This window comes from Kluyvera sp. (assembly GCF_965301105.1).
In genome coordinates, this window is the sequence record NZ_CBDKZX010000007.1 from 18,931 (window position 1) to 35,337 (window position 16,407).

Sequence of the window (16,407 nt, forward strand, 5' to 3'; positions counted from 1 at the left end):
GAATAAAAAAACCTTCCCCCGGGCGGGAGAAGGTTCAAGGAGGAATCAGAACTCGCTCTTCGCGAACCCGGTCATCACCTGCAGGCCCATTTCACGGCCAAGCGCTGTCATCGGGTGAACCACCACCAGGCCACGGACGCTTTTCTTCAGCTTGCCCATGTCGGCCTGTTCTTTTTTGGTGATTGGACGACTGAAGCCCATTTTGGCCAGTTTCTGGGCCTCTTTGCTCAGCTTCTGCGTATGCACTTCACGCAGGCGAGCGATTTCGGTTTCGAGCTTGGTTTTTTCTTCTTCCAGCTCGGCATATTTTTCTGCGCTCTCAACCAGAGACAGGCCTGCCTGCTGGTGGCGGATGGCGTCGAGCAGATCGCTCAGACGTTTGATTTCATTTTTCTCGATTTCTTTCATCTTGCTGATATCTGATAACAAAATAGACGTAATAGCGCTTAGTATGCGCGTTGCCGCTCATTTCTGGTAGTTAATTATACAAAATAAGGTAGTTTCTTCGGGCGATTATAAGCAGATAATTAATGTAACTTTATGAATAGTATTGTTATTTCATAAAATAGTTAAGTTGATCGCTTTTTTGGAAATGAGTGGTGAAGAACCGCACATTTTCCTCAACCCTTCGCGCCAGGATTATCCATGCTTAGGGAAAGGTCTTAAAGAGGGAGTGCGACGATGAGCAAAATGGGAGAGAACGTACCGCAAATCATTGATAAGGCGGTAGACTTTATGGCCTCCAGCCAGGCGTTTATGGAGTATCTGCAAAAACGACCCTATTCAGACCGGGTTCCCGCCGATATTCCCGAGGACAAAGCCGAGATGTTCCTGGTGCGATTAGCCCATTATCGTAACCTTTATCGCCCTGTGGAAACGCCGAAAAAGTAGCATAAAAATCGGCGTACTGACGCCGATTTAACGACTTCTCCTGCTGGTGACACATTGTGTACAACCAGCGTTTTTTGCTGTCCGTCTCTTCTGGTAAAAATTCCCCGCCGCGGAATGGCGAAAACGGTCATTGCGCATTATTTTCATATTATCAGCCATCAGCATCTCGGCTGCCTGCAATTTAAAAAAACCAAATAAGCGTGAATCTGGGGCAGATATGTTTCTAAACTATTTTGCGTTGGGTGTGCTGATCTTCGTTTTCCTGGTCCTGTTTTACGGGATCATCATGATTCATGATATTCCCTATACCATTGCGAAAAAGCGTAATCATCCCCACGCCGATGCTATTCATACCGCCGGCTGGGTCAGTCTGTTTACGCTGCATGTTATCTGGCCGTTTTTATGGATCTGGGCCACCCTCTACCAGCCTGAACGCGGCTGGGGCATGCAGTCACATATAAAACCTTCAGAATCCGCACCAGCAGCGGATGACGCGCTTGCGCAGCTTTCCCGCCGCGTGGCTGAGCTGGAGCAAAAGTTGGCGGAAATATCCCCCTCAACCGACGCGACAACGCCGGAGCAATAATTATGGATCTGCTGATCGTATTAACTTATGTGGCGCTTGCGTGGGCGGTATTTAAAATATTCCGTATTCCTGTTAACCAATGGACGTTAGCCACCGCCGCGTTGGGCGGTATATTTTTGGTTAGCGGGCTTATTTTATTAATGAACTATAACCACCCGTATACCTATACCGCGCAAAAAGCGGTGATCTCTATTCCGATTACGCCACAGGTCACCGGCGTAGTCAGCGAGGTGACGGATAAAAATAACCAGCTGATTAAAAAAGGTGAGGTGCTGTTTAAGATTGACCCGACGCGTTATCAGGCGCGAGTCGACCGATTACAGGCCGACCTGGTGACTGCCACACATAGCGTCCAGACGCTGAAAGCTCAGCTGTCCGAAGCGCAGGCGAACACCACCCGCGTTTCCGCCGAGCGCGATCGCTTGTACAAAGATTATCAGCGCTATCTGAAAGGCAGCCAGGCGCGGGTAAACCCATTCTCAGAGAGCGATATCGATAACGCCAGACAGAACTACCTCGCGCAGGACGCGATGGTCAAAGGGTCGATTGCCGAACAGTCGCAGATTCAAAGTCAGTTAGACAGCATGGTTAACGGCGAACAGTCGCAGATTGTCAGCCTGCGCGCACAGCTGTCGGAAGCCAAATATAACCTCGATCAGACCATCATCCGCGCGCCAAGCGACGGCTACGCCACACAGGTACTCATTCGTCCAGGTACCTACGCTGCCGCGCTGCCGCTGCGTCCGGTCATGGTGTTTATCCCGGAACAGAAACGGCAGATTGTTGCTCAATTCCGCCAGAACTCGCTGCTGCGCCTGGAAGCGGGCGATGATGCAGAAGTGGTGTTTAACGCGCTGCCGGGGCAGGTGTTCCACGGCAAGCTGGCGAGCATTTTACCCGTAGTGCCCGGCGGCTCATATCAGGCGCAGGGTGCGCTACAGTCGCTGAGTGTGGTACCGGGAACCGACGGCGTCATGGCGCTGATTGACCTGGACCCGAACGCTGATGTGGATTCCCTGCCCGACGGTATTTATGCCCAGGTGGCGGTCTATTCCGACCATTTCGCTCACGTGTCGGTGATGCGTAAAGTGCTGCTGCGGATGACCAGCTGGATGCATTATCTCTATCTGGATCACTAGGATGACAAAATCCAGAAGGCGAATGCCGCTGCCTGAGCCATACTGATAGTTTTGTTGGCGTAAAGGAGATGAGAATGAAACTGGTCGGCAGCTACACAAGCCCGTTTGTACGCAAAATATCGATCCTCTTACTGGAAAAGGGGATCGCCTTCGACTTTGTCAACGAGCAGCCTTACAACGCGGAGAACGGCGTCGCGCAGTATAACCCGTTGGGGAAAGTACCGGCGCTGGTCACCGATGACGGCGAATGCTGGTACGACTCGCCGATTATCGCGCAGTACATTGAACTGCTGGGCGTTGCGCCGCAGATGGTGCCGTCCGACCCGCAGCAGGCGTTGAGAATCCGTCAGCTGGAAGCGCTGGCCGACGGCATTATGGACGCCGGGCTGGCTTCGGTGCGTGAACAGGCGCGTCCGGCGGCCCAGCAGTCGGAAGAGGAAGTGCTGCGTCAGCGTGAAAAAATCAGCCGCAGCCTCGACGCGCTGGAAGGCTACCTCAACGACGGTACGCTGAAGACGGATGAACTCAACCTGGCGACTATCGCCATCGCCTGCGCTATCGGCTACCTGAACTTCCGCCGTATTGCGCCGGGCTGGTGCGTTGATCGTCCGCAGCTGGTGAAACTGGCCGAAACGTTGTTCCTGCGCGAAAGTTTTGCCCGTACCGAACCGCCAAAGGCTTGATTGAACGCTATAACGCTGGGGCGCAGTCCATTGTACAATCCCTCCTTATGACTCCCTCTCCCGTCGGGAGGGGTAACATTTAACCGTCAGGCCTATTCATGACTACCGATACCCGTTCGCTCTACAGCCAGCTACCCGCAACCGACCGCCTGCTTCGCGATCCTGCTTTTGCCCGTTTACTTGATGCCCATGGCCACTCGCAGGTGGTGGAACAGCTCCGCCAAATGCAGGATGAGGCGCGGCTGAATATTCGTGATCGGCAGGCGCTACCTGCCTGGAGTGAAGACTGGGCACAGGAGACGGCGCGACGCCTGAGTCATGATGCGCAGAGCGCGCTGCGCCCGGTGATTAACCTGACGGGTACCGTGCTGCATACCAACCTCGGACGCGCGCAGCAGGCGCAGTCGGCGATTGACGCAGTGAGCCAGGCGATGCGCGACCCGGTGACGCTGGAATACGATCTGGATGGTGCCGGGCGAGGTCATCGTGACCGGGCGCTGGCCGACCTGCTGTGTCGCTTAACCGGCGCGGAAGACGCCTGTATCGTGAATAACAATGCTGCGGCGGTGCTGCTGATGCTGGCGGCGACGGCGGCGGGCAAAGAAGTGGTGGTATCGCGGGGCGAGCTGGTGGAGATTGGCGGCGCCTTCCGCATTCCCGACGTGATGCGACAGGCGGGCTGCGTGCTGCATGAAGTCGGCACCACCAACCGCACGCATGCCAAAGACTATCGTCAGGCAGTGAACGATAACACCGCGCTGCTGATGAAGGTGCACACCAGTAACTACAGTATTGAAGGCTTTACGAAGTCGGTGGAGGAGGCTGAGCTGGCGGAAATTGGCCGCGAGCTGGGTGTACCGGTGGTGGCTGATCTCGGCAGCGGTTCGTTGGTGGATCTCAGCCGCTACGGCCTGCCGAAAGAGCCGATGCCGCAGGAGATGATCGCCGCGGGCGTGAGCCTGGTGAGCTTCTCCGGCGATAAGCTGCTGGGCGGCCCGCAGGCCGGGATCATTGTCGGTACGAAAGCGCTAATCGCCCAGCTGCAGCAGCATCCACTGAAGCGCGCGCTGCGCGCCGATAAAATGACGCTGGCGGCGTTGGAAGCAACGCTGCGGCTGTATCTGCACCCGGAAAAACTGGCGGCAGAGCTGCCCACACTGCGCCTGCTGATCCGCAGCGCGCAAGACATTAACCAGCAGGCGCTGCGTCTGCGCGAACCGCTGGCCGCGCGCTATGGCGACGAGTTTGCTGTTCAGGTCATGCCATGCGCATCGCAAATCGGCAGCGGATCGCTGCCTTCGGAAAGCCTGCCCAGTGCGGCCATTGCGCTCACGCCGCTCGATGGTCGCGGCAGCCGACTTGATGCGCTGGCTAACCGCTGGCGCAGCCTGCCCGTTCCGGTCATTGGCCGAATTTATGATGGACGTTTGTGGCTCGATCTGCGCTGCCTTGAAGATGAATCCCGTTTCCTGGAGATGTTGCTGAAATGATTATTGCCACCGCCGGTCACGTTGACCACGGCAAAACCACGCTGCTACAGGCGATTACCGGCATCAATGCCGACCGCTTGCCGGAAGAGAAATCCCGCGGTATGACTATCGATCTTGGCTACGCCTACTGGCCGCAGCCGGATGGTCGCGTACTGGGCTTTATCGATGTGCCGGGGCATGAAAAATTCCTCTCCAATATGCTGGCGGGCGTCGGTGGCATCGACCATGCGCTGTTGGTGGTGGCGTGCGATGATGGCGTGATGGCGCAGACCCGCGAGCATCTGGCGATTCTTCAGTTAACGGGTAACCCAACGCTGACGGTGGCATTAACCAAAACCGATCGCGTCGATGGGGCGCGAATCGACGACGTTCGCCGCGAAATCACGCAGGTTCTGCGTGAGTACGGTTTTGAACAGGCCACATTATTCGAAACGGCGGCGACGGCGAATATCGGCATTGAAGCGCTGCGCGACCATTTACGTCAGCTTGCCGCTCGCGAGCATCCGGAGCATCAGCGCTTTCGTCTGGCTATTGACCGCGCCTTTACCGTCAAGGGCGCGGGCCTGGTGGTGACCGGAACGGCGCTGTCGGGTGACGTGCGGGTGGGCGATACCCTGTGGTTGACGGGGATGGGCACACCCATGCGCGTGCGTGGGTTGCATGCGCAGAATCAGCCGGTTGAGCATGCGCACGGCGGGCAGCGTATTGCGTTAAATATCGTTGGCGCAGCGGAAAAGGGCGATATCAGCCGCGGCGACTGGCTGCTGACGGAAGCGCCGCCGGAGGCCGTTGAACGAGTTATTGTTGAGCTGCATAGCCATATTCCGCTCACCCAGTGGCAGCCGTTGCATATACACCATGCAGCAAGCCATATCACTGGCCGCGTATCGTTGCTGGAAAATAATCTTGCGGAACTGGTGCTCGACACGCCGCTATGGTTGGCGGATAACGATCGGCTGGTGCTGCGCGATATCTCGGCGAAAATCACTCTGGCCGGCGCGCGCGTGGTGACGCTGAACTCGCCGCGTCGCGGTAAACGTAAGCCGGAATATCTGGCGTGGATTGCCGCGCTGGCGCTGGCGAAAACGGATGCTCAGGCGCTGGCGGTACACCTCTCCCGCGATGCGGTGAAGCTACGAGACTTTGCTTGGGCGCGTCAACTGAGCACACAGGGGCTGGAGCAGCTGATTGCCCAACCGGGCTTTATCCTCGCTGGCGACTGCCTGCTGGATGCGCCGCTGGCGGCCCGTTGGCAGCGTAAGCTGCTCGAAGCGCTGGCGCTTTATCACGAGCAACATAAAGATGAGCCTGGGCCGGGGCGTGAACGCCTGCGTCGTATTGCGCTGCCAATGGAAGATGAAGCGCTGGTGCTCACCTTAATTGAGCAAATGCGTGAAAGCGGCGTTATCGCCAGCCATCACGGCTGGCTGCATCTGCCAGAGCACAAAGCCGGGTTCACCGACGAACAGCAGGCCATTTGGCAGAAGGTCGCGCCGTTGTTTGGCGATGAACCGTGGTGGGTGCGCGATCTGGCGACGCAAACCGGGACGGATGAGAACATGATGCGCGGCGTTTTACGACTGGCGGCGCAGCAGGGGATGATCACCGCGATTGTGAAGGACCGCTATTATCGCAATGACCGCATCGTGGCGTTTGCCAGCATGATCCGCGAACTCGATCTGGAAAAAGGTTCCACCTGTGCGGCCGATTTCCGCGATAAATTGAACGTTGGCCGCAAGCTGGCGATTCAAATTCTGGAGTATTTCAATCGCATAGGCTTCACGCGTCGTCGCGGCAATGACCACTTATTGCGCGATGCGTTGCTGTTTCCTGACAACAAAAATTAACAAATGATTGAGAAAACTTATTAAATTCAACATTTGAATATATTTATCACTATAAATCGCGACATTGACAACAAAATGACGCGATTTTTATTTTTCACGCAGAGAAAAGTGCTAGCCAGATCGTGTTTTAAGGGTGGCTAATGCTATAGCCTCGGGAGCCTGCTTATTAAATAAAGGAACTATCATGACTGCATCAACTTTCTTCATCCCTTCAGTGAACGTCATCGGTAACGGCGCCTTAAAAGACGCGATGAATACCATGAAAGACTACGGCTATCGCCGTGCTCTGATTGTCACTGATGCAGTTCTGAACAAGCTGGGCGTGGCGGCGGATATCCAGAAACGCCTGCAGGAATATGACATTCTGAGCGTGGTATTCGACGGTACGCATCCGAACCCGACGACCGTTAACGTGGAAGAAGGCCTGGAAATGCTGCGCGCCAATGATTGCGACTGCGTTATTTCTCTGGGCGGCGGCTCCCCGCATGACTGCGCGAAAGGGATCGCGCTGGTCGCTTCTAACGGCGGCGATATTCGTGATTATGAAGGCGTTGACCGCTCTGCTAAGCCGCAGCTGCCGATGATCGCGATCAACACCACTGCGGGCACGGCGTCTGAAATGACCCGTTTCTGCATCATCACTGACGTTACGCGTCATATTAAAATGGCGATCGTCGACAAACACGTGACGCCGGTTCTCTCCGTCAACGACTCTTCCCTGATGGAAGGCATGCCGAAAGGGCTGACCGCCGCCACCGGTATGGATGCACTGACCCACGCGATCGAAGCCTATGTGTCTATTGCGGCCACACCGATTACCGACGCTTGTGCGCTAAAAGCGATCACTATGATTATCGACAACCTGCCGACGGCGGTTGAAAACGGCAGCAACAGCGAAGCGCGTGAAGCAATGGCCTACGCTCAGTTCCTGGCGGGTATGGCGTTCAACAACGCTTCACTGGGATATGTCCATGCGATGGCGCACCAGCTGGGCGGTTTCTACGATCTGCCGCACGGCGTGTGTAACGCGGTGCTGCTGCCGCACGTGCAGGAGTTTAACAGCAAGGTTGCCGCGGCGCGTCTGCGCGACTGTGCACAGGCTATGCATATTGACGTCAGCGCGATGAGCGATGAGCAGGGCGCGAAGGCGTGTATCGACGCGATTCGTAAACTGGCGCGTCAGGTCAATATTCCGGCGGGTCTGCGCGACCTGAATGTGAAAGAAGAGGATATCCCGGTTCTGGCGACCAATGCGCTGAAAGACGCGTGCGGTTTCACCAACCCTATCCAGGCAACGCACGAAGAGATTATGGCGATCTTCCGCGCAGCCATGTAATTGCGCTTTGGCGGTGAAAAAAAGCAGAACGCTTGCGTTCTGCTTTTTTTGCGTCTGATGTCATGGTCGCCCGGCCAGGTGCAGCGCCCCGGAGTCGGCGCGTTCACGCCTCGTCCGGGCTACCTCTCCGCTTACTTTTCTTCATTAATCCAGATACGCATTTCCCCTTCGCCACGGTTGGCCCAGCTAAACCACGGAATAAAGGTCAGCGTCTGCGCCTGGCGTTCGGCGGGGGCCGTGTCGTAATGCCACAGCGACTGTTTTTCTGGATGGCGCGTGGTGTATTTCATCCCTTGGGCCTGTAGCAATACTTTGTGGGCGAAAATACCTTTGCCCTCCAGTTCGGTAAACGGCGCATTATCCGGTAACCACAGATTATGCAGCTCTTCACCGTTGTCGGCCTGCTCAAGGCAGTAGACCAGCGGACCGCGCTGCACGGCGACTTTACCAGCGACGTGGCGGACCAGCGGATTTCCGTAGATTCGACGCACCGGCATTGGTAACGTCAGCGTTAAGGTATCGCCTTCCACCCAGGTGCGGGAGATATGCAGATAGCCTTTCTTCAGCGTTCCCGCCACATCGTGACCGTTTAGCGTCACCTGAGGATCGCGGCACCAGTCCGGCAAGCGTAGCGCCAGTGTGTGGTTAACCGGATCCGGAGAATCAACGGCGATCTTGACCTGATCCTGCCATGGATAGTTACCGCTGATGCGCAAGCGCAGCGTTTGCTCGCCCACCGGCACCTCCACGCTGTTGCCGATATACAGGTTCACATACAGCGCATCTTCTCTCGGCGTGTAGATATAGTGGCCGATTGAAGTGAGTACGCGGGCGATATTCGGCGGGCAGCAGGCGCAGCCGAACCAGCGCTGGCGAACGGGCTTCACGTGGTCGTAGATGTGGTTGAACTGCAGCGTTTTCGGGTGCACTTCCAGCGGGTTAACGTAGAAGAAGTGTTTGCCATCAAGCGCCATGCCACCCAGCACCGTGTTGTACAGCGCGCGCTCCATGACATCGGCGTACTGGCTGTCTGCCTCCATCTCCAGCATGCGGCGGGCAAACATCATCAGGCCAATAGAGGCGCAGCTTTCGGCGTAGACGGTGTCGTTCGGCAGATCGTAGTCGCTGCTGAAGGCTTCGCCGCTGCTTTGCGAACCAATGCCGCCAGTGATGTACAGCTGGCGCTGCGCCATGTTGTTCCACAAGCGCAGGCAGTCCTGGCGCTTGCTTTCGTCCTGGCTCAGACGAGCGAGATGCGCCACGCCGGTCATCAGGTAGACAAAACGCACCGCGTGGCCGATAGCCGTAGGCTGCTCGGCAATAGGCTGATGCGCCTGGCTGTAAGGCTTGTCTTTCACCATCCACGCCGGGCCATACGCGTGCCAGTAGGAGGTTTTGCCGCGTTTTTCGTATTCGTCGTCGTAGAAGTGCGGTTGTTTGCCGCGTTCTTCGACGAAGTAATTCACCAGCGCCATATAGCGCGGTTCTCCTGTGACCTCATACAGGCGCATCAGCGCCAGCTCGATTTCCGGGTGGCCGGGGTAGCCATGAATCTGGTCTTTTCCGGTACCGAAAACCCGATCGATATGGTCGGCGAGGCGGCACACTACCTCCAGCAAGCGCCGTTTGCCGGTGGCCTGGAAGAAGGCGACGCCCGCTTCAATCATATGCCCTGCGCAGTACAACTCGTGGCACTCGGCGAGATTGGTCCAGCGCTCTTCCGGGGCTTTAACGGTGAAATAGGTGTTCAGATAACCGTCGTCGCACTGGGCGGCGGCGACCAGTTCAATCACCGCATCGGCGGTTTTTTCCAGCTCGGCATCCGGCTTCTGGCACAGCGACCAGGCGACAGCCTCCAGCCATTTTGCGACGTCGCTGTCCTGAAAGACCATGCCGTAAAACTCCCCTTCCTGCTGACCGGCGGCAATGCGGAAGTTTTCTATCGCGTGGCTGGGTTCGGCATCGTCAATGCGATCGTTTAATGCATCCCATTGATAAGGGATTACCACATCGCGAACCAGCTGCTGGTATTGGGCGAAAAACGGGTCATTAACTTTCAAGGTATGCAGATTGACTTCCATAACAGACATGGCGAACTCCTCAGGACTGAATGTGACGGGCGCGAAGATCGGTGGCGATGCGTGACATCATTGGATTATTGAGCTTGCAGGCGCGGATAGAGAACGCCAGCAGCAGGTGGAACAGGGCGGGCAGCAGGGTTTCCATCGATGTGATGCCCGCCAGCGATGATGCCGTTTGGTTTCCGGCCCCTGGCTGATAAGCCACATAGATAAAGACAAGGCTAATAATGCCCGCACTGGAGGCCCAGGCCAGCTTGATGAAAAACAGGTTAAAGGCGAAATTCATACCGGAAGAACGTACGCCAGTTTTCCATTCACCGTAGTCGTCGGAGAACGCCATCAGCGAAAAGTGCAGCGGCAACGTGAAGCCGAGAATGATGCCGTTGCCGAGAATAACGACCAGCCATAGGGTCTGGTGGGCCGGGCCGGTGGGTAAGAACCACATTCCCAGTGCGATCGCCGCCAGCACCAGGTTGGTGTAATAGTAGAGCTTGACGGTATCGAAACGGCGCGACAGCAGGTTAATTATCACGGAACCGAAAATAGAGGCGAAAGTCACCATGGTGAAGAACAGCGAGGTGTAGCCAGTGGAGCCGCCCAGTACGTAGGTGATGAAATACATATAGCCGCCGCCGCGTATATTAAAGACGTTGATCAGCAGGAACGACATCACCAGCATCAACAGCAACTGATCGTTTTTACGCAGCCCCGCAATGTGTTCTCGCAGGGTGAATTTGCCCATCATGTCCAACGACACGCGCTCGCGTACCCAGAAGAAGCAGCACAGGAACATCACGGCAGCGAGTGCACACAGGGCGCCGACGCCGTATTGATATCCCTGCGCCGTATTGCCCTGCCCAAGCACTTTCACCAGCCATGGCAGGCCTACGGAGACCAGAAAACCCGCCACGCCGCACAGTACGAAACGCCAGGCCTGACAGGATATGACCTCGCTGTGGCGCGTGGTCATCGTGTTGATCAGCGCACAGTAAGGCACGTTGATCGCGGTGTAGCTGATGGACAGCAGCAGATAGGTGCCAAAGGCCCACGCGATCTTCACGCCCATGCTGGCATCGGGGACGGTAAAGGTGAGTACGCCGATAATGGCGATGGGGAGCGCAATCCACATTTGCCACGGACGGAAACGCCCCCAGCGGCTCTGCGTGCGGTCGGCCAGCACGCCCATAATGGGATCGGAAATTGCGTCAAAAACGCGGAGCGCCAGGAATAGGGTACCGACCAGCGCGGGCGTCAGGCCAAAGACATCGGTATAAAAGAAGGTCAGGAAATTCATGATCAGGCAGGTAATGACGGTGCCGCCTGCATCGCCGAGACCGTAGCCGATTTTCTCGCGGACAGATAATTTATCGTCCTGTGAACCGGGCACAACCTCACTGGTAGAAATAGGTGTAGCGGTCATGGATGCTCCTCGCAATGTGGAGAGGTCTTTTTCAGTAGGGGGATTGTTGTAATGTCATGACCCGTTTAATTTTGCCTGGAAAGCGAGGACCAACAAGCTCACAAAGAAGTATAAAAAGTGAGTAATTCCGACCTGGTGAGAAAAGTGTGAAGGCGATCGGGCATTAATCCATTTAGTTGTTAATAATCAGAGTGAAAGACTATCTTCCTGCGGTTAAAAAGCGGAATTTTTAATATTTATGCTCAATCTATCCATAGCGCTTCCGATTAAAGTCCAGAATGGCGGGTTATTTATCTCACGTGGCGTGGGACGCCATCCGGCGCGCAGACTGCGCTCATGGGAAGTGATCTTCGTGGAGAAAGGGACATTAACGATTCAGGAAGAGGAGCATATTTTCCACGTCCCGGCGGGGGATAGCCTTTTATTATGGCCAGGCCGCCGCCATGTCGGTGTTGAGGATTTTCCTGCCGATCTGAAATTTTACTGGCTGCATTTTGAGGTGAATATGCCCGTGCAGCCGCATCCGCTATTAACCCAGTTGGCCATTCCGCAGCAGACAACTTCGCACGACCCGCAATACCTGATTTCGCTGTTCCGCCAGTTCCTGAACGAGCAGGAAAAAATTCAGCGCAATGCCTCGCTGGAGTTTATTTTGCTACTGATTTTGCAGCATATTTCGCTGTCGGCGCAAAATGAAGAGCCAAAAGATGAAGGCGGTACGGCGCTGGCGTGGAAGGCGCAGCAGGTGATTCATACCCGCTATCACCTGCCGCTCTCCACGTCGGTGCTGGCGAAAGAGTTACACTGCAATGCCGACTATCTGGGGCGCGTATATCGCCGGGTCTTCCACCTGACCATTACCGAAGCGATCCACCGTCAGCGCGTGCGAGCGGCAGAAAAGCTATTGAGCAACCATGCGCGTTCATTGAAAGAGGTCGCCGAACAGTGCGGGTTTGCCGATGTCGGGTATTTCAGGCAAATTTTTCGTAAACACACCGGCTTAACTCCAGCGGCCTGGAAGCGGCGGTACTGCAAAGAACACATTAATTCTGCCTGAGGCAAACGGCTAAATTGCCTCGGGCAGATGACAAAAACGGTGCATCTCCCGTGTCTGATCAAAGCGTGACAGTATGCCGCTCTGGCACTCTTAGGGTTTACTAACCGTCACGGAGAGGGGTATGAACCCGTTTATTGTCGCTGATTCCTTAAAGTGTATTGGCTGCCGGACCTGCGAAGTGGCCTGCGTGGTGGCGCATCAGGAACAGCAGGCCTGTGCGACCGTTTCGCGTGAGGCCTTTTTCCCTCGTATCCGCGTGGTGAAGGGCGACGCTTTCTCAACGGCGGTGGCGTGTCATCAGTGCGAAGATGCGCCGTGCGGTAATGTTTGCCCAACGGGGGCGATAACCCGTGAAAAGGATATGATTCGTGTCGATCAGGCGCGCTGCATTGGTTGCAAGAGCTGCATGCTGGCGTGTCCGTTTGGGGCAATGACCGTGGCCGTCCAGCAGGCACGGCCACAGGCGATGAAGTGCGATTTGTGCCGCCATCGCGAAGCGGGGCCAGCCTGTGTGGCCGCCTGCCCGACGGGGGCGCTGGCCTGTATTGATGTTGGCCAGCTTGCCGCATCGAGGTTAATGTAGATTATTGAAGTTCCAACTGAAGGTCAGGCTATAGCGCCATTCACGGCTGTTCGTGTCGGTTGGCATATCACCGACCGGGCGCGCTGCCTCGACCGTAACGCTGTAATGTTTGTTGTCGCCAACCATCACCCCGGTTGCCACCGATGCCAGCCGCTGATGCGGTAACCCCGGCGTGTTGAACCACGTTTGCGCGGTATCGGCCAGCACGTAAGGCTGTACCGTGGCAATCCATGTGCTCTCTTTACGCTGATGCAGATAGCGCAACTCAAGCTGCCCTCCATAACCGTAGTCACCGCTGGCTTCGCCATCCTGGTAGCCACGTCCAAAGCGCTGGGCGCCGAAGCTGACACGCTCTGGCTCGGGCAAATCGTTATCTGACCAATCCCCTTCCAGCGAGGTAGAGAGACGCCAGGTATCCGTGATCATCCACGCCGCATCAATATTGCTTTTCCACAGCGTAAACGAGAGATCGTTGCCCTGTACCGGCGCGGCGTCGGCCAGCGAAGAGGCGTTAATCCCCTGACGCAGCGTCAGCTTACCGTTAATGCTGGCACGGTCGAAGGCCTGAAAGCCGTTCATTCCGAGTTCGAAGGCAGGGTAGCGGACATGTGATTTTTGCGTCACGCCCAGGACTTCCTGCTCATTAACGATGGCGCGAATATGGTTGTCGTTACGGCGGTCGGTGTAATCCATCCCGCCGTTGATATTGAACTGCCGCTTACCGGTTAAAATCACCGGATAGCTGAACATCGCGCCGCCGTTGTATTGGGTGGTTTTCTGGCGTGAGTCTAAATACCCGCCGGGGAAGTTCAGCAGACGCGAATAGTCGCGCGGATCCTCACGATAAAAGCTGCCCTTGAGCTGCATCATCAGCCCTTCATCCGTCAGGAACTGCTGGTAGTTCAACCCGAGGTAAGATTTGCGCGTCGAATTATCGAGTGGGATCAATGTGGCGATCCCAAGTTGATCGCCGTAGCTGGTTAAGTTACTGAGTGAACCATTGACGAACGCCATATTCTGGCTGCGACGGGTGTCAATGGTTGAAGAGATATCCCAGATATGCGGCTGCATACCCACGGCCTGCATCGCGGCGGCGCCGTAGATATTCTGCGGCAGTTGCGCGTTGGCATCAACGCGCACGCCGGGCGTGCGTGTCATCAGTTGGGTATAGCGGTCGAAGGTGTTCTGAGTGAGCGGTTTCTCCGCCATGATTTTTGCCGCCAGACGCTTGAGGCGTTCGGCAATATTGGGGTTGTTACTTTTAATATCGCTGTGCGCGACATAGCCCTCCACCAGAACAATCTTCAGCATACCATCCTGAAAGTTGTTATCCGGAAGCCAGGCATAAGAGAGTGGATAACCGTCGGCGCGATAGCGCAACGTAATATCATTAACCAGACCAATCAGCGTTTTTAGCGGCACTTGTTTATGCGCATAGGGAACAAAAGGGCGTAATAACTCTTTTAAGGGATATACAGTTCCACCAATAAATTGAATATGGTCTACTTTAATCAGCGTTTCGGGTGTTAATTTATTTTTGGGCACGCTTACGCTTAAACTTGGGGCCGCCGCCGCAGGGGCTTGTGGTGTGTTACTATTTTCTGCTTTGGCTGGGTTATTAGGGTCAATCAATGCGGGTAATGTGTCTGCTCGGGCAATATTAAGCAGAAAAACCCCCGATAGCGCATAAACCAGGGTCGTTTTCATGGCGCATTCCTTGTGTGTTTTATTGTGCAAGGATAATTATTGTTATTCTGCTGAAAAACGTGCCCCCATTGCGGGGGCACGGAAGGCATTAATAAATATATAGCTTATCTTTTGGTTGTTAACCCGCCGAGTAGACCGCCTAAACCACCTAATGTACCGCCACTGGTTCCTGCGCTGGTTGTTCCTGTACTGCTGGTGCTGGTATTGGTAGTTGTGCTTACGTTCAGGCTTCCCGTGACGTTAGCCAGCAGGCCGCCGCTGGCTCCGGTAGTGCCGCCGGAAGAGCCTCCGGTACTGGTAGCGGTTGGTTTCACCAGGCCTCCGGCATCAGTGACGATGTTGCCAACGCTGGAGACGACCTGGCCTACACCGCTCAGTGCCGGAGAGGTGGTGCCAACCTGGCTACCCACACCGCTCACTGTAGTCCCGACCTGAGTCAGCAGGCCGTTAACCGGGGTGCCTAATCCTGTCGTGGTCCCCACGCCTTGAGTGACGCCCTGTACGCCGGACAGGGTATTATTAACCACGGAAGTGACGCCGGTTGTTGCCGCCGTTACGCCAGGGCTTTGCAGGGTGCTGGTCAATCCAGTACCTGTCCCGCTGACGATTTGGCCTGTGCTGTTAACGACGCTTCCGACCACGCCGGTTACCCCCGCGACGGGTGTACTGGAAGTGCCGCTCGATAACCCGGTCCCTACGCTCGATACCGTGTTACCCAGCACGGTGACCGTGTTGGTCGTACCCTGCAAAGTGGTTCCCACACCGTTGGTGTTTGACGAGTTGCCAATCCCGTTGGTGACGCCGGTCCCGAGTGTATCGACAGCGTTACCTACGCCACTTACCGTAGTGGAGATGGTCGAGGTGACTGGGTTGTTGCCAGTGGTGGTGGTTAACTGGCTTCCCAGCCCACCCAGCGTATCACCGACCCCCGAAACTGCTTTACCGGTTTCGCCGATGATACTGCTCACTGAATTATTGGCCGTTGTTCCAGTGCCGCCGCCAGATCCATTACCACCAGAACCGCTGCCTCCGGAACCACTACCGCCAGAGCCGCTGCCACCGGAGCCACTGCCACCGGAACCACTACCGTCGGAACCACTGCCACCAGAACCACTACCATCGCTGCCGCCAGAGCCGCTGCCCTGAGTGCTGCCGTTTTTAGCCGTTGAATGAGAGCCCCCGCCGCTACCGCTACAGGCGGAGAGTGAGAATGCAATAAGAACCGCCATAGCAATAATGCTTAAATGGCTAACGTTTTTAGAGTTCATAACCATACTCCACCAGTTAAAACGCCGAGTGCGTATTAATCAGTGTAAGTAGAAAATTAAGCCTTGCATGCTGCGTTTCTTTTCATACGAAAGGCTGAATAAATCTGATTTTATTTAAGGATAAACAAAGTCTGCTATGTAAATTAATATGCGCATAGGAAACATGCTGTTACTTCATTTTTAACATATTAAGCCGGAATGAATAATGATTTTAAATGTGTAGCGCTAATGAAATGACGCTATAAATTGGGAGTAATCCGAGCGGAAAGGTGCGTGAGACTTTTTGGTGTGAGTTTTTAAAATAACAGCGGAGATCACG

14 protein-coding genes are annotated in these 16,407 nt (G+C 55.5%); 9 read left to right on the forward strand and 5 right to left on the reverse strand.

The window, feature by feature from the left end; all coding sequences use genetic code 11:
- Positions 1-45: 45 nt before the first annotated feature.
- Positions 46-408: a YibL family ribosome-associated protein gene (locus tag ACW14G_RS04650; RefSeq protein ID WP_064541058.1), complete on the reverse strand. Its 363-nt coding sequence runs from the start codon at positions 406-408 to the stop codon at positions 46-48.
- A 273-nt stretch (positions 409-681) separates the two neighbouring features.
- On the opposite strand from ACW14G_RS04650, the gene ACW14G_RS04655 reads away from it, so the two are divergent.
- The 7 genes from ACW14G_RS04655 (at position 682) to yiaY (ending at position 7,972) form a co-directional block, all read left to right on the forward strand.
- The gene (locus ACW14G_RS04655) at positions 682-891 is read left to right on the forward strand and encodes a hypothetical protein (RefSeq protein WP_065357211.1); all 210 of its coding nucleotides are present in this window, start codon (positions 682-684) and stop codon (positions 889-891) included.
- Positions 892-1,108: 217 nt separating this feature from the next.
- Entirely contained in the window at positions 1,109-1,477 is a 369-nt protein-coding gene (locus ACW14G_RS04660; RefSeq protein ID WP_167574821.1) for a DUF3302 domain-containing protein, read from the forward strand.
- Positions 1,478-1,479: 2 nt separating this feature from the next.
- Complete coding sequence (locus ACW14G_RS04665; protein WP_163448402.1) at positions 1,480-2,616, forward strand: HlyD family secretion protein; 1,137 nt, start codon at positions 1,480-1,482, stop codon at positions 2,614-2,616.
- A gap of 74 nt (positions 2,617-2,690) precedes the next feature.
- Positions 2,691-3,299, forward strand: coding sequence for a glutathione S-transferase (locus ACW14G_RS04670; protein WP_249022601.1), 609 nt, complete (start codon positions 2,691-2,693; stop codon positions 3,297-3,299).
- Positions 3,300-3,397: 98 nt separating this feature from the next.
- On the forward strand, positions 3,398-4,789 hold the full coding sequence (gene selA / locus ACW14G_RS04675; RefSeq protein ID WP_249022602.1) for an L-seryl-tRNA(Sec) selenium transferase: 1,392 nt from the start codon (positions 3,398-3,400) through the stop codon (positions 4,787-4,789).
- Complete coding sequence (gene selB, locus ACW14G_RS04680; protein WP_249022603.1) at positions 4,786-6,636, forward strand: selenocysteine-specific translation elongation factor; 1,851 nt, start codon at positions 4,786-4,788, stop codon at positions 6,634-6,636. Before selA ends, selB begins: the two co-directional genes overlap by 4 nt.
- A 184-nt stretch (positions 6,637-6,820) precedes the next feature.
- Positions 6,821-7,972 carry an L-threonine dehydrogenase gene (gene yiaY, locus ACW14G_RS04685; protein WP_163448396.1) on the forward strand — a complete coding sequence of 384 codons (1,152 nt, stop codon included), beginning with the start codon at positions 6,821-6,823 and terminating at the stop codon, positions 7,970-7,972.
- 131 nt (positions 7,973-8,103) lie between these two features.
- Here yiaY and ACW14G_RS04690 read toward each other — a convergent pair whose 3' ends face one another.
- Positions 8,104-10,062 carry a glycoside hydrolase family 127 protein gene (locus ACW14G_RS04690; RefSeq protein ID WP_249022604.1) on the reverse strand — a complete coding sequence of 653 codons (1,959 nt, stop codon included), beginning with the start codon at positions 10,060-10,062 and terminating at the stop codon, positions 8,104-8,106.
- Between the two features lie 10 nt (positions 10,063-10,072).
- Positions 10,073-11,473, reverse strand: coding sequence for an MFS transporter (locus tag ACW14G_RS04695; RefSeq protein ID WP_167574830.1), 1,401 nt, complete (start codon positions 11,471-11,473; stop codon positions 10,073-10,075).
- Positions 11,474-11,711: 238 nt separating this feature from the next.
- Between ACW14G_RS04695 and ACW14G_RS04700 the strand changes: the two genes are divergently transcribed.
- Positions 11,712-12,530 carry an AraC family transcriptional regulator gene (locus tag ACW14G_RS04700; protein ID WP_163448389.1) on the forward strand — a complete coding sequence of 273 codons (819 nt, stop codon included), beginning with the start codon at positions 11,712-11,714 and terminating at the stop codon, positions 12,528-12,530.
- Between the two features lie 121 nt (positions 12,531-12,651).
- Positions 12,652-13,113 carry a 4Fe-4S binding protein gene (locus ACW14G_RS04705; RefSeq protein WP_163448387.1) on the forward strand — a complete coding sequence of 154 codons (462 nt, stop codon included), beginning with the start codon at positions 12,652-12,654 and terminating at the stop codon, positions 13,111-13,113.
- Here the strand turns inward: ACW14G_RS04705 and ACW14G_RS04710 are convergent.
- Both ACW14G_RS04710 and ACW14G_RS04715 read right to left on the reverse strand, forming a co-directional pair.
- Positions 13,105-14,820, reverse strand: a complete 1,716-nt coding sequence (locus tag ACW14G_RS04710; RefSeq protein ID WP_249022605.1) for a ShlB/FhaC/HecB family hemolysin secretion/activation protein — start codon at positions 14,818-14,820, stop codon at positions 13,105-13,107. The genes ACW14G_RS04705 and ACW14G_RS04710 overlap by 9 nt on opposite strands.
- 104 nt (positions 14,821-14,924) lie before the next feature.
- A complete protein-coding gene (locus ACW14G_RS04715) occupies positions 14,925-16,088 on the reverse strand; it encodes a collagen-like triple helix repeat-containing protein (protein WP_223882137.1) in 1,164 nt (387 codons plus the stop codon).
- Between the last annotated feature and the right edge of the window lie 319 nt (positions 16,089-16,407).

Excerpts from the sequence above, each read along its gene's own strand:
- ACW14G_RS04650 (WP_064541058.1), bottom strand. The coding sequence starts at position 408 with ATGAAAGAAATCGAGAAAAATGAAATCAAACGTCTGAGCGATCTGCTC.
- ACW14G_RS04655 (WP_065357211.1), top strand. The coding sequence starts at position 682 with ATGAGCAAAATGGGAGAGAACGTACCGCAAATCATTGATAAGGCGGTA.
- ACW14G_RS04660 (WP_167574821.1), top strand. The coding sequence starts at position 1,109 with ATGTTTCTAAACTATTTTGCGTTGGGTGTGCTGATCTTCGTTTTCCTG.
- ACW14G_RS04665 (WP_163448402.1), top strand. The coding sequence starts at position 1,480 with ATGGATCTGCTGATCGTATTAACTTATGTGGCGCTTGCGTGGGCGGTA.
- ACW14G_RS04670 (WP_249022601.1), top strand. The coding sequence starts at position 2,691 with ATGAAACTGGTCGGCAGCTACACAAGCCCGTTTGTACGCAAAATATCG.
- selA (WP_249022602.1), top strand. The coding sequence starts at position 3,398 with ATGACTACCGATACCCGTTCGCTCTACAGCCAGCTACCCGCAACCGAC.
- selB (WP_249022603.1), top strand. The coding sequence starts at position 4,786 with ATGATTATTGCCACCGCCGGTCACGTTGACCACGGCAAAACCACGCTG.
- yiaY (WP_163448396.1), top strand. The coding sequence starts at position 6,821 with ATGACTGCATCAACTTTCTTCATCCCTTCAGTGAACGTCATCGGTAAC.
- ACW14G_RS04690 (WP_249022604.1), bottom strand. The coding sequence starts at position 10,062 with ATGTCTGTTATGGAAGTCAATCTGCATACCTTGAAAGTTAATGACCCG.
- ACW14G_RS04695 (WP_167574830.1), bottom strand. The coding sequence starts at position 11,473 with ATGACCGCTACACCTATTTCTACCAGTGAGGTTGTGCCCGGTTCACAG.
- ACW14G_RS04700 (WP_163448389.1), top strand. The coding sequence starts at position 11,712 with ATGCTCAATCTATCCATAGCGCTTCCGATTAAAGTCCAGAATGGCGGG.
- ACW14G_RS04705 (WP_163448387.1), top strand. The coding sequence starts at position 12,652 with ATGAACCCGTTTATTGTCGCTGATTCCTTAAAGTGTATTGGCTGCCGG.
- ACW14G_RS04710 (WP_249022605.1), bottom strand. The coding sequence starts at position 14,820 with ATGAAAACGACCCTGGTTTATGCGCTATCGGGGGTTTTTCTGCTTAAT.
- ACW14G_RS04715 (WP_223882137.1), bottom strand. The coding sequence starts at position 16,088 with ATGAACTCTAAAAACGTTAGCCATTTAAGCATTATTGCTATGGCGGTT.